The 13453-nt window shown below is 45.5% G+C and carries 12 protein-coding genes; 9 read left to right on the top strand and 3 right to left on the bottom strand.

Annotated elements, in window-relative coordinates:
* Positions 1–194: 194 nt before the first annotated feature.
* From J8N69_RS09915 to J8N69_RS09890, 6 genes are read left to right on the top strand one after another with little or no spacing between them, the layout of a single operon-like run.
* The gene (locus J8N69_RS09915) at positions 195–2993 is read left to right on the top strand and encodes a monovalent cation/H+ antiporter subunit A (protein WP_168824200.1); all 2799 of its coding nucleotides are present in this window, start codon (positions 195–197) and stop codon (positions 2991–2993) included.
* Positions 2993–3358 (top strand): Na+/H+ antiporter subunit C, encoded by a 366-nt coding sequence (locus tag J8N69_RS09910; protein ID WP_168824198.1) that lies wholly within the window; start codon positions 2993–2995, stop codon positions 3356–3358. Before J8N69_RS09915 ends, J8N69_RS09910 begins: the two co-directional genes overlap by 1 nt.
* Positions 3359–4870 carry a monovalent cation/H+ antiporter subunit D gene (locus J8N69_RS09905; RefSeq protein WP_168824197.1) on the top strand — a complete coding sequence of 504 codons (1512 nt, stop codon included), beginning with the start codon at positions 3359–3361 and terminating at the stop codon, positions 4868–4870.
* Positions 4867–5352 carry a Na+/H+ antiporter subunit E gene (locus J8N69_RS09900; RefSeq protein ID WP_168824195.1) on the top strand — a complete coding sequence of 162 codons (486 nt, stop codon included), beginning with the start codon at positions 4867–4869 and terminating at the stop codon, positions 5350–5352. The genes J8N69_RS09905 and J8N69_RS09900 overlap by 4 nt, the downstream gene beginning before the upstream one ends.
* On the top strand, positions 5346–5615 hold the full coding sequence (locus J8N69_RS09895; protein ID WP_168824193.1) for a K+/H+ antiporter subunit F: 270 nt from the start codon (positions 5346–5348) through the stop codon (positions 5613–5615). The genes J8N69_RS09900 and J8N69_RS09895 overlap by 7 nt, the downstream gene beginning before the upstream one ends.
* A gap of 9 nt (positions 5616–5624) precedes the next feature.
* Positions 5625–6002 (top strand): Na+/H+ antiporter subunit G, encoded by a 378-nt coding sequence (locus tag J8N69_RS09890; protein ID WP_168824191.1) that lies wholly within the window; start codon positions 5625–5627, stop codon positions 6000–6002.
* A 109-nt stretch (positions 6003–6111) separates the two neighbouring features.
* On the opposite strand, the gene J8N69_RS09885 is transcribed toward J8N69_RS09890, so the two are convergent.
* Positions 6112–8139 (bottom strand): hypothetical protein, encoded by a 2028-nt coding sequence (locus J8N69_RS09885; RefSeq protein WP_168824189.1) that lies wholly within the window; start codon positions 8137–8139, stop codon positions 6112–6114.
* Positions 8140–8496: 357 nt separating this feature from the next.
* Between J8N69_RS09885 and J8N69_RS09880 the strand changes: the two genes are divergently transcribed.
* Positions 8497–8793: a hypothetical protein gene (locus J8N69_RS09880; RefSeq protein ID WP_168824187.1), complete on the top strand. Its 297-nt coding sequence runs from the start codon at positions 8497–8499 to the stop codon at positions 8791–8793.
* A gap of 89 nt (positions 8794–8882) precedes the next feature.
* Here the strand turns inward: J8N69_RS09880 and J8N69_RS09875 are convergent, their stop codons facing one another.
* Positions 8883–10400 (bottom strand): Ppx/GppA phosphatase family protein, encoded by a 1518-nt coding sequence (locus tag J8N69_RS09875; protein WP_168824185.1) that lies wholly within the window; start codon positions 10398–10400, stop codon positions 8883–8885.
* Positions 10401–10903: 503 nt separating this feature from the next.
* Between J8N69_RS09875 and rho the strand changes: the two genes are divergently transcribed.
* Entirely contained in the window at positions 10904–12169 is a 1266-nt protein-coding gene (gene rho / locus J8N69_RS09870; RefSeq protein WP_168824183.1) for a transcription termination factor Rho, read from the top strand.
* Between the two features lie 119 nt (positions 12170–12288).
* Positions 12289–13017: an NAD(P)H-flavin reductase gene (locus J8N69_RS09865; protein WP_168824181.1), complete on the top strand. Its 729-nt coding sequence runs from the start codon at positions 12289–12291 to the stop codon at positions 13015–13017.
* A 116-nt stretch (positions 13018–13133) separates the two neighbouring features.
* Here J8N69_RS09865 and J8N69_RS09860 read toward each other — a convergent pair whose 3' ends face one another.
* Positions 13134–13406: a YfcL family protein gene (locus J8N69_RS09860; protein WP_168824179.1), complete on the bottom strand. Its 273-nt coding sequence runs from the start codon at positions 13404–13406 to the stop codon at positions 13134–13136.
* Between the last annotated feature and the right edge of the window lie 47 nt (positions 13407–13453).

The raw sequence follows: 13453 nt of genomic DNA, 5'->3' as shown, positions 1-13453 counted from the left end.
TGTTAGCAATACATATTTTGAGTCACACGATAGCAAGGTACCATCGAATAACGCCGTGTTACGGCCATCTATGTTTTCATCATCGTTCGCTTAAATCATCTAAGCCAGACTATTAGGACAGCAACCATTAGGACAGCAACTATGCGCGTGTACCACCACATGACCTGCCTGCTCACTAGAAAGGAGTTTTTATCTTGAGTACTTTGATTTGGCTGCCTTTTCTTCCTTTACTAGGCACCTTAGTGCCACTGATTAGCGCGCGTTTTAGCCGCACTGCCTGTGCATTTTTAACCGCGGCGTTGCCCGCTTTAACATTATTTTTAATCCTCTCTCATACGGGGGGGATTTTCCACGGCGAACGCTTCCAAGCGTCAATTCCATGGATTCCAGCTATTGGACTGGAGCTGGCTTTTCGGCTTGATGGTCTGGCGTTATTGTTTTCGATTTTGATTCTAGGCATTGGTTTACTGGTTATTTTATACGCTCGTTATTACCTTTCTGCACAGGACTCGATCGGTAAGTTTTATGCGTATCTGATTTTGTTCATGTTCGCCATGCTGGGAATCGTTTTATCCGATAATTTGATCCAGTTATGGTTTTTCTGGGAGCTGACCAGTATTAGTTCGTTTTTGCTCATCAGCTTCTGGGGGCACAAAGCAGAAGCCAGAAAAGGGGCCAGGATGGCGCTAACGGTCACTGGCGCAGGCGGATTAGCCTTGCTGGCGGGGTTGCTGATCTTGGGAAGTACGGTTGGCAGTTACAATCTGCAAGACGTGCTGGACAGTGGCGAACTAATCAAAGCCAGCGCTAATTACCCCATTATTGTGGTGTTGGTTCTACTCGGTGCCTTCACTAAATCTGCCCAGTTCCCGTTTCATTTCTGGCTGCCTAATGCGATGGCGGCACCGACGCCGGTTAGCGCGTACTTGCATTCTGCGACTATGGTAAAAGCAGGGATATTCCTCATGGCGCGCTTTTACCCTGCGCTCGCCGATACCGATCTTTGGTTTTTAATTGTCACGTTAACGGGTCTGACAACCTTCCTTGTCGGGGCTTACATTGCGCTATTTCAACACGATTTAAAGGGCCTATTGGCCAACTCTACCATCAGCCATTTGGGGCTAATCACCTTACTGCTTGGTATGGGAACCGATCTGGCGGCTGTTGCGGCTATTTTTCACATTATTAACCATGCCATTTTTAAAGCATCGTTATTTATGGCCGCTGGCATCATTGACCATGAGTCGGGTTCCCGAGACATGCGTCAGTTAAACGGTTTATGGAAATACATGCCTTATACGGCCACGCTGGCGATGGTCGCTTCTGCCTCTATGGCTGGCGTTCCGCTCTTGAATGGCTTTTTATCTAAAGAGATGTTTTTTACTGAGACGCTGCATCAGGCGTCCCTCGGCTCTTTGTCTTGGTTTATTCCGGTGCTAGCGACGTTAGGCGGCATCTTTGCGGTGGCGTATTCTATGCGCTTTATTCATGATGTGTTTTTCAATGGTGAACCAATTAATCTGCCGAAAACGCCCCATGAGCCGCCGCGCTATATGCGCGTTCCGGTAGAGGTCTTAGTTGCTCTTTGTTTGTTGGTGGGGATTTTTCCGAGCCTGGTCGTTGGCGATCTGTTACTCGCCGCCGCGACAGCGACACTAAATGGCCCTGCGCCAGATTACAGTCTGGCCATTTGGCATGGTTTTAATTTCCCTCTGTTGATGAGTGCGATTGCCTTAGTGGGTGGTTTGTTGATGTATCACAGTCGCTCTCATCTGTTTAAATTTCAAGCGCAGTTCCCAACCAGCGACCCAAAGCTGGTCTTTGAGGGTGTGATTCAATCTTTGGTCAATAAGGCGAGCCGTCTTATCCAGATCACTGAGAATGGCTCATTACAGCGTTATATTTTCTTTGTATTGGCGTTTGCCGTGGTGATGACGGCGTCTTCACTAATGAAACTCAATACAACGGCCGGGCAACGACCTGAGATTCCTGTTGATGCGTTATCGATCACTTGTGCGGTGCTCTTGTGCCTTTCTGCTCTGGCGACAGTGATATGGCACAGAAGACGTGTCGTGGCATTGTTAACATTGTCCGTTGTGGGTTTGATCGTTTCTTTGGCGTTTGCGCAGTTTTCCGCGCCTGACCTCGCTCTGACCCAGCTCTCTGTAGAAGTAGTGACGGTGATTTTATTGATATTGGCGCTGTTTTTCTTACCGCAGAAAACACCGAAAGAGTCTTCTCCCCGTCGTATTGTGCGTGATTTGAGTTTGGCGTCTTTGATGGGCGGTATTATTGGTACGATCAGTTATGCCTTAATGACTCGACCTCTCGATACTATTTCCACCTTTTTTACTGAGAACAGTAAAACGGGCGGAGGGGGAACCAATGTCGTTAATGTTATTTTGGTAGATTTTCGCGGCTTCGATACGCTCGGCGAGATCACTGTTTTAGGGATAGCGGCGCTTGGTATTTACAAGCTTATTGCCAAAATGCGCCTGTTTATGCCGTCATCAGATGGCAATGGCCGACCTTGGTCTGAAGATCGACACCCCATTTTGTTGGCGGTTATTTCGCAAAGTTTATTGCCTCTTGCACTCTTGGTTTCGGCGTATATTTTCTTACGTGGGCACAATATGCCCGGCGGGGGATTTATTGCTGGCTTAATCACTTCTGTGGCGATTATTCAACAATATGTGGCGCATGGTGTGGAGTGGATAAAAACGCGTATTAAATTGGATTATCAAATCATGATTGGCTCTGGTATTGGCATTGCGACGCTCAGCGGTTTAGGCAGCTGGGTCTTTGGGCACACCTTCTTATCGTCTTGGTTTGATTACTTTTACTTGCCAGTAATTGGTAAGTTCGAACTGGCCAGCGCCATGGTGTTTGATCTTGGTGTTTTCCTGACAGTGGTGGGCGCAACGATGTTGATTCTCGCCAACTTAGGTCAATTAACAACCAGTGAACGCCCTATTCAAAAGGAGCATGATTAATGGAAGGTTTATACGCATTTTGCGTCGGTTTATTAACCGCTTGCGGTGTCTTTCTCGCTTTACGAGGCCGCAGTTTTTCGGTGGTAATAGGGCTAACTTTGTTGTCTTATGCGGTGAACTTATTCTTGTTTGCAAGTGGCAGACTGAAACTCAATGCCGCTGCGGTACTGGGTCAATCCGAGGAATACAGCGACCCGCTGCCACAAGCCTTGGTGTTAACCGCTATTGTTATTGGTTTTGCTATGACGGCTTTCTGCGTCATTCTCGCCATGCGAGCACGTGCCGATTTAGGCAATGATCACGTGGATGGCACGCTACCCATGCAGCCTAATGACGCGGCCTCAAAATCGGAGGGAAATCACTAAATGCAGCATCTCAGCATTTTTCCGGTTCTTATTCCTTTGCTATTTGGCGCCTTGATGCTTTTGCCGCCCATCTCTCGCAATATTCAGTCACAACGAATAGCGTCTATTGTTGGCACGCTGTTGTTACTCGTTTCATCGGCTTTTTTGCTGTATCAGGTAAACAACCAAGGCGTTCAATTGTATGCCTTGGGCGGTTGGCAAGCCCCTTACGGTATTGCTCTTGTGGTTGATAAAGTCTCGAGTTTACTGGTTTTACTCACGTCATTTTTAGCCTTTACCATCATGCTGTATGCCGTTGCAGGGCAAGACAAAGGCGGAGCCTATTTCCACCCTTTGTTCATGTTTCAGATCATGGGGATCAATGGTGCCTTTTTGACTGGCGATATATTCAATTTATTCGTTTTCTTTGAAGTGCTGTTGATCGCTTCTTATGCGTTATTGATTCACGCTGGCGGCAAACAAAAAACCCAAGCGGCGATGCATTATGTGATTCTAAACTTGGTGGGCTCTAGCTTGTTCCTGTTTGGTCTTGGCATTCTCTACGGCACGCTTGGCACATTAAACATGGCGGACATGGCGATTAAAGTAGGTCAACTAGAGGGTGAAACAGCCACGCTAGCCAAAACAGGATCGCTCTTGCTGTTGGTCGTGTTTGGTTTAAAAGCCGCTATGCTGCCGATGCATTTTTGGCTACCAAAAACATACGCTAGCGCCACCGCGCCTGTCGCTGCTTTGTTTGCCATCATGACGAAAGTAGGGATTTACAGTATTTTCCGCGTTTACACCGTTATTTTTGGTGATAATGCGGGGGAGTTGGCCAATATTGCTACACCTTGGCTATGGCCGCTGGCCTTGCTCACTATTACCATGGGCAGTATAGGCGTGCTTGCCAGTCCAAGCATTAGAACGCTCAGTGCAAACTTGGTCATCGTTTCCAGCGGTAGCTTACTGGCTTGCGCAGCAATCAATTCCGAAGCCGCCACTTCCGCCGCACTTTACTATCTGGTTCACAGTACCTTGGCATCGGCCGGGTTGTTTTTGTTGGCTGACGTTGTGGCTCGCCAGCGTGGCAAAGCGGAAGACCGTTTTGTTCACTCGCGCCCTTTTGTCCAACCAAAATTACTGGGCTTTGCCTTCGCAATCTCGGCTTTAGCGTTAATCGGCATGCCGCCGTTATCTGGGTTTGTTGGCAAGATTATGATTTTGCAGGCCACTCAGTCAAACGCACAAACCATGTGGGTTTGGCCGCTGTTGTTAATAGGCAGTTTAGCGGCGCTGATCACTTTTTCAAGAGCCGGTACGACGTTGTTTTGGCGACATAATGGCACGATGGCGACCTCAGCGGAGCCAGCCAAAACGGCCGAAATAATCAGTATTGCTATGTTACTTCTGGCGTCCCCTGTCTTGGTTTTACTCGGTGGTGATATTAGTGAGTTTACACAACAGGCGGCATTCTATTTGCACGACATCCAATCCTCGGCTTACGACCTATTACCTGGAGTAGCACAATGACGTTATTCCCTATGCCATTTCACAGCGTTTTGCTGTTTGTGGTTTGGTTATTGCTCAATAATTCTATTAGCGCAGGTCACATGACGTTGGCGGCTTTCTTTGCCATTACCATTCCTTGGCTGGTCACGGGCATGCGCGATGAACACCCGAAAATCCTCAAACCCTGGCTCGCGATTCGCTATGTGCTGATGGTAATGTGGGACATTCTTACCGCCAATGTGGAGGTGGCATTGCTCATTATTGGTCCGGTCAAAAAGCTCAACCCTGGATTTGTGGCGATTCCCATTGAAATGAATTCGGACTTAGGCATTGTCATTCTAGCGAGTACGGTTTCTCTTACACCCGGGACGGTCAGCGCTGAAGTGTCAAAAGACAAAACTTGGCTCTACGTGCATACCCTTCATTTAGAAAATGAAGCCACGCTTATTAAGTCCGTTAAGCAACGTTATGAACGACCCATCAAGGAGATTTTTGGATGCTAAGTGTCACTATCACCATTGTCGCCATTTGTATTTGTATTGCGTTGATTTTTAATTTGTGGCGCTTATTACAAGGGCCCACGCTGTCTGACCGAATCCTAGCGCTAGACACCATGTACATTAATGCGATTGCACTCATTTTACTGTACGGAATATACGCAAAAAGTGCGTTGTATTTTGAAGCAGCTGTGCTAATTGCCATGCTGGGATTTGTCAGTACAGCGGCGTTATGTAAGTACTTACTTCGCGGTGACATCATAGAATAAGGAACGGTTATGCCTTTTTATCTCGAAATTATTATGTGTATTTCTTTGCTCATCGGCGGCGTGTTTTTGCTGATCGGCTCTTATGGCCTTGTGCGCTTGCCAGATATTTATATGCGTCTACACAGCCCCACCAAGGCGTCAACTTTAGGCATTACTGGCGTACTGATTGCGTCGATGATTTTTCAAAGCCATTTAAAAGGCTTTTTGTCTATTCAAGAGTTATTAATCACGCTGTTTCTTTTGATTACCGCGCCAGTGGCGGCCAATATGATTGCTAAAACAGCACTCCACCACCGAACTAAGCCGATTGAAAAAACTCAAAACCAAGACCTTATGGAAACCATTCGCAATAGAGAAACCATTAAGCCACCACAAGAGCCTAACTAAGTAGCTTGGCCACTGAGCCACTGCGGTATTTAATTCCACAACCAACAAAAAAGGCCACCTAATTAGGCGGCCTTTTTGCTGTTACGTAGATGGCGCTTGCTTTAAGTCATTAACCATTAAGCGTCAGTACGTTGGTTTTACTAATGCGATGACGGTAAATTTCGCGAAGATACTTGATGGCATTTTTGACATTGTTGATGTCTAAGCGAATGTCATTGATCGAGACAAAACGTTGGTTGTTATCAATCAACTCACGGTATTTTTTCTCGTACATGGGCTTAATGGCATACCAGTTTGTGTCCAAGATTTTGGCGGGGTTTTCATAAGTCGTAAAGAACTTATCCACCAACGCCTCATCAAAATCATCGTCTTGGATCATCTTAATAATCGCATTGTCTATTTCATCCGTGTATCGGTAATCATCACGGGCGAAACAACGCTTCATGTAAGCCACCATCAAGGTTAGGAAGTCGTCACTCAAACATGGGCTTTTGGCAATTAGCGTCGTCAATGACAAGTTGGCCGAAGCACCAATCACCAGCGCATAACGCTTCAATGTGGTATTAGGGCACAAACGGTTGAGGTGCATTTTTAGACGATTCAATGCAGTAAAGGATAACTTATAGTCCCGTGGCAAAGAAATAATCGACACGATAGACGAACAGTTTTTAAAGAAGTGCAGGTGGTTCAAGGTGCTCGCATCATAGCCACTTTTGCGATAATCCTTAATGGCTTCGCGGTATCGCTCTGATTCAACCGGCAATACACTTACCCCTTCAATAGCCGATGTGTCGTCATTAAAATGCGGTAGCTCAATCGAGCGGCAGAACAGGTCATCAATATCAACGCTGTCTTGACGTGTTCCTTCGTTCACAACACTTTCGGCATACGCCACGGCAACAGGACCCGCTAAACTCATAAATAAGTCGTTGGCGTCCAAACGAATGGTTTCAGCAATATCGATACCGGCACGACGAAAGTAATCTTCGTCATAGTCGGTGGTCACGGCTTGAGCGGTTAAGATGTTGAAAATTTGCTGGGAAATATACTGGTTAGCGTATTTTTCCATGGTGTTAACATCGATATTGTCCGCATCACCACCGTCTTCTTCCTCGGCGTAACGCATGATGTCATTAGAGATCAGCATCATCGAGTTCCACGGACGAATTCGTTCCATAACATCCGCGGGGACTTCGTCTTCTTCACGCTCTTCGTTGTAAGAGAAATTCCACTCTTCTGAAATGTATTTGGTTAACAAACGCCCTGCGTTAATGTGCAAGGCCTCGGAAATTTCAACATTTTTCCCAGAAATATTAGGAAGGATACAAATGCCCGATGTAAAGATAGGTTCAAACACAAAACTATGACGCTTGTCGGCCATTTTGCTCTGATCAGAACGATAGTCAAAAGTCTTGCTTAAGTAAGAGAATTGTTGCGCAAGACCGAACTCAGACGCCATACCAGACCCGGTGCCACCACCCGCACTGAAGATGTAAAAGTACAAGCGTGATTGGTTGGCTTTGATACCGCAGGAATCCACCAAATAGGAGTGCATCTGCTTCCAGCTTTCATTACGAAAGGTCGTGGCATCTTTATTAAGAATAATTTTTGCTAAGTACTGCCCTAAAATCGGCGCATTACCCGCCCCACCCGCATGCACTTCAGACAAGTCCATTATTTGCAGTTTGGTGTATTCTTCTAGAAATTTCGTGCGGCCTTCTTGATTCGAAAAACGAATTCGCCCTTCGATGTCTTTATCCAAATCACCTAGTAGCACAATAGGTTCAATGAGGAAAACTGGCTTAAAGCCATCTTTTCCTTCCAGCGGCAGATGTTTACGGATCCAACGCATAGGTCGAAATTCACGCTCACTGTCCAATATTTCTTGGTTTTCCACTTCTCGCATGTAGTTTGTTCGTGCATCGTATACCAACGATGCGACATCTAATGCGATATTGGAACCACAGCGTCCCAAACCAATCAGGCAAACAGAGGGAAATACCTGTTCATTTACGCCTTCTTCATCACTTAATTGTGGGTGAATTCGGTTTCGGACCACATCTAAATTTTCTAAGATTTGCTCTAGATTGCTCTCAGTGAAATACAGATGTTCTATTGGGAGATTTTCTTGACTCATGCGGCGCCCTTTTTGAAGCAAATAACGTAGAACAGACAAAATTTAGCGTGTCAGCTTAGCGTAACGCCAGCACTTCATCTGTAAAATGCACAGTTTTGTTAGTCATATTATCGACAATAATGTGCAAACAATATCATCCTTAATATAGCAATGACACTAAATATGGCGAATGAAAAGAGAAAATCAGTATAAGCCCAATAAAACCCAAGCCGCGATGAACACTCAATCCCCCATTGTGTAGTCAGAACCTAAGCGAGCCGCAAACAAAATAGCGCAATCAAAACGCCTAATGTTCACTTTTTATACTATTCTTTAAAATATCTTTTAAAAATGCCCGAATGAATTAAGGTGCCTGTTGTGTCTATTTCATCTGTATCAAGCAATCATTCGTATTTGCCTATGCTATCAGCACAAGCAGAAACAGGCGCGCGCTCACAACCGGAAAGACAACAAAACCTGGTGTTATTGTCCGATCAAGGAAAACAGCTACTGTCCGCTCATGCTCAATTTAACCGTACTGAACAAGACAAGGAAAAAGAAGAAGGTACAGAGTCGGTACAAGTCTCCTCAAGCATTGGCCGACTCTCTCGTATTACAGGGTTACAGCGTGAAGAAGTGGCCGCTTTGTATCGCTCGATAGACAAACTCACTTGATCAATATAACAAGCTGATGCTTACCTCTTCCGCCGCTGTAAACCCACCAAAGCCTCGCTAATCTACTTACTAGAAAACGAACCAGAGAACTAACTAAAAGTTAAAGAATAACCTTCTGAACCTAGAGAGTCCGCTTCTCTTTGTAAGTTGGCTAAGGTCAGCGGTCGACTGTCCAGCCAACCGGGTAAAAACTCAGCATGAAGGCTTTTGTCGGCTGCCTTTAATGTAAAAATAGGCATGTCGCCTTCTTTTCTATCATGATGCAGTAAAATAGACAGCCTTAATAAAATCGACAATCGGTCTAAATCTTGTTGGTCACTTTTTGTAAAACGATAATCCAGCGATTGGGTAAACTTACGACGGTGTCGCAGAATTAAATTCGCCAATGCTTGCTGCTCTTGTTGGGAAAAGCCAGGCATGTCCGATTCACGGATAATGTAGGCACCATGTTTATGATATCGACTGTGTGAAATGCCCGCGCCGACCTCATGCAGCAAACCTGCCCAGCGCAGCAAATCTTCACTGGAGATGCTGCTTAAATCCCAATCCTCTTTCACCTGTGCCAACGCCGACAAGGCGGTGTGGGTGACCAATTTCGCCTGTTCGGTATCGATATGATATTGATTCAGCATGTAGTTAACGGTGCGTTCTCGAATGTCACTTTCTGCGTAACGCCCCATGATATCGTAAAGGACGCCTTCTCTTAGTGCGCCATTCGAGAAGTCCATCTGCTTGATATCAAAACATTCAAATACCGCGGTTAATATCGCAACGCCCGCAGCAAAGGTGTTTTTTCGTTCAGGCTTTAACCCCGTTAGCTCAATATTGTCGGCATGGCCCGCCGTAAAAAGCACTTTCTGAATTTGCTTCAGTGTTTTGAGGGTAATGCCTTTTTTGCTCCAATTGTTTTCCTTAACAATATTAAACGCAGCTTTAATGGTGCCAGAAGAGCCAATCGCCACATCCCATGTTTCATCCAGGTAGTCGTCTTGAATACTCAGCAATTCTAAACGGGCGGCGGTAACGGCTTTTTGGAAATTAGATTTGTTAATCGCGCCATCGGCAAAAAAACGCTGGGTAAAGCTCACGCACCCCATATGAAGGCTTTCGGTCAATATTGGCTCAAGCTGTCGACCAATAATAAACTCTGTACTACCACCACCGATATCAATTACTAGGCGTTTCAAATCCCCATGATCCATGGTTTTTGACACCCCAACATAAATCAATCGAGCCTCTTCACGCCCGGCTATGATTTCCACTGGGTGGCTCATTATGTCCATGGCTTTGCCAATAAAATCATAACGATTCTTCGCCACTCGCAATGCATTTGTCCCCACAACACGAACGGAGCCCGCTGGCATTCCCTCTATTACCTGAGCAAACTGCGCTAGGCAATCTAGCCCTCTTTGCTGTGACGCATCATCTAGATGGCCATTAACCAAGCCAGCGGCTAACTGAACCTTTTCACCAAACTCGCCAGTAATACGCAGCTGTCCATGGGTCACCTGAGCGACTACCATGTGAAAACTGTTTGAACCTAGGTCTATGGCCGCGATTTTCTCGAAGGGAAAATCATGGGATTGTTGCAAAAAAAGTGATTGCATTCAGAAAGCCTTATGTTGCGGAAATCTCGATAGAGGCAAGAGTATATCAGTTACTACATCATGTCATTGACCATGAACGCGCCAAACGCCGCCAACCGGTAAATGACCTTCTTGCAGCTTGAATAAATGCCCCATCCATTAAGCAATCAAGCCGGGCGGGGGCAATAACCCCTGAGTTTGATCAAAAATTTAGCAAAAAATGTTTTTTTCCTAAATTTCCCTATAGACCTCGACTCTAAGTCGAACTATAGTATGGATGGTCTTGATGATGATATTGCAGTATTTACATCGTTTTAGATCCCAATCAAATTGTTTCGCGCTGTATTGGCTTTGCCCTATCCGGGCTAATTTAAACCAGAACAAAGTTCTAACCATGTTGTCCTGCGTTTTTTGGTGCCGAATAGCTGATACATTGTTAAATACTTCCAGACAAATTATGGTTACGCATTAATTAACTCTAATTCCGTCGTTTTTCCTCTAATGAGCTAGTACAAAACCCATTTATGAACCTTACCGACTTAAAACAGAAATCAGTACACGAACTTTTAGATATCGCAGCAGAAATGGGCCTAGACAATATGGCTCGTTCTCGTAAACAAGATGTTATTTTCGCCATCCTAAAGCGTCATGCAAAAGGTGGGGAAGACATTTACGGCGACGGTATTTTAGAGATCCTTCAAGATGGCTTTGGCTTCCTGCGATCACCTGACAGTTCTTATTTAGCGGGTCCAGATGATATTTATGTTTCTCCTAGCCAAATCAGACGCTTCAATTTACGCACCGGCGACACCATTGCTGGGAAGATTCGCCCGCCAAAAGACGGCGAGCGCTACTTTGCGCTATTGAAAGTCAACGAAATTAACTTTGATAAGCCAGAAAGCGTTCGTAACAAGATTCTTTTTGAAAACTTAACGCCTTTATTCCCAGATGAGCGCTTATTGATGGAAGCCGGTAATGGCTCCACTGAAGACGTGACGTCTCGCATTATTGACCTTGTTGCTCCAATGGGTAAAGGCCAACGTGCTTTGATCGTTTCTCCGCCGAAAGCGGGTAAAACCTTCATGTTACAAAACATTGCTAACGCCATCACGCGCAACAGCCCAGAATGCCATTTAATCGTGTTGCTGATCGACGAACGTCCTGAAGAAGTAACCGAAATGTCTCGTACTGTGCGTGGTGAAGTGGTTGCCTCTACATTTGATGAGCCACCTGCTCGCCACGTTCAAGTGGCGGAAATGGTCATCGAAAAAGCCAAACGCTTGGTTGAACACAAACGTGACGTTGTCATCTTGTTAGACTCTATTACGCGTCTTGCTCGTGCCTATAACACCGTGATTCCTTCTTCCGGTAAAGTACTCACCGGTGGTGTGGATGCGAACGCACTAGAGCGCCCAAAACGTTTCTTTGGTGCCGCTCGTAATATCGAAGAAGGTGGCAGCTTAACCATTATTGCAACCGCACTAGTCGATACCGGCTCAAAAATGGACGAAGTTATCTTTGAAGAATTCAAAGGGACTGGTAACTCCGAATTACACCTTGACCGTAAAATCGCTGAAAAACGTACCTTCCCAGCGATTAATATCCGTCGCTCAGGCACTCGTCGTGAAGACTTACTCACGTCTGAAGACGAATTACAACGCATGTGGATTCTTCGTAAACTCTTGAATCCAATGGAAGATGTTGCCGCTACGGAATTCTTGATTGATCGCCTAAAAGTCACTCAAACTAACGATGAGTTCTTTGAGTCGATGAAAGGCAAAAACAAATAAGCAGACACATCGCCATAAAAAACCACTTCCTGAAGTGGTTTTTTTTATTTATCGGATCTTGATCAATGTCTGCCCACTGGCCTCAAGAGGAAAGTGTGACCCATATTGGAGTAATTTAAATGAAAGAGATGACCGCGAAGGTAAACGCAGTTGAGTTGATTAATCAGAACGTCTATCAGATTACCTTACAAGCTGATGATTTGGCCTTTACCGCTGGCCAATACTTGATGGTGATGTTACCGACAGGCGAGCAAGTCCCCTATTCTATTGGCAGCGCAGCCCATGAATTGCCTAGCCTGACCTTGTATATTCTCGTTTCTGACCCAGACTCTCTTGCCAGCAAAGTCGTGGAACACATTCAAGCAAACAGCAGCATCACCATAAAAGCACCTGGTGGTGATTGCCATTTGAATAATGGCGTATTGGACTCGAATCCTGAACACATTTTACTGATCGCTGGCGGCACGGGGTTTGCTCAAATCAAAAGCCTGTACAGCGCACTGGTTGAACAAAACTATTCAGGGAAAGTCTCATTTTATTGGGGTTTAAGAACCGCCGAAGATGTCTTTGCACAAGACTGGCTAGAAGAATCACACAAATACACACCTTTTACGCTGGACGTTGTGGTGAACGAAAAAAGTGACCAATGGCATGGCAGAAGCGGCTGGTTATATGAAGCGGTATTGGCAGATCATCCAGACTTGAGCCAAAGTGTGGCGTTTATTAGTGGCTCAGTGGGCATGGTATACGGCACTCTCGACCAACTAGAATTAAAAGGCTTGAGTAAAGAACGCTGCTTTTCTGATGTTTTTGCCTACGCGCCACACCCAGATAAGCCTGTGCTTTAATCTAAATCTAAGACTTTTCTTTAAAAAAGCAGAGACCGATTCATTGTCTCTGCTTTTTTCGTTCTCGTACCGACCGGTATTTTGCTTTTAGCGCTGGCTTTTGTTTTTAACGCTGACTAAGCCGCCTTTGCGCAAACCGCTTTCCACAAGGCCGTGATGTTTTCTTGGTCGCTCGGTGTCACCCCTTCCGCTTCAAGCGTTTCTTGCAGGGTCCCCGTAAAAGCACGATCAAATTCCTCTTGTCCCTCACCTTCCACACTGCTGTGCAAGCCCAAAAGCCCTAGAAGATAAGCGCAATAAAAAAGCTGATCGCCCTCTTCTGCTTGATGTTCCATGTCTCGTAATCGATCACACAGTTGATCTGCGCGTTCAGCAAAGGTCATTATCATAGTTAATCTCGGTATCCATTTATTTTTAACATCTACAAAATACAAAA

Source organism: Marinomonas profundi (genome assembly GCF_020694005.1).
Lineage (GTDB): Bacteria > Pseudomonadota > Gammaproteobacteria > Pseudomonadales > Marinomonadaceae > Marinomonas > Marinomonas profundi.
The sequence above is the reverse complement of the archived record's forward strand: the minus strand, read 5'-3'. Positions and strand labels throughout refer to the sequence as shown.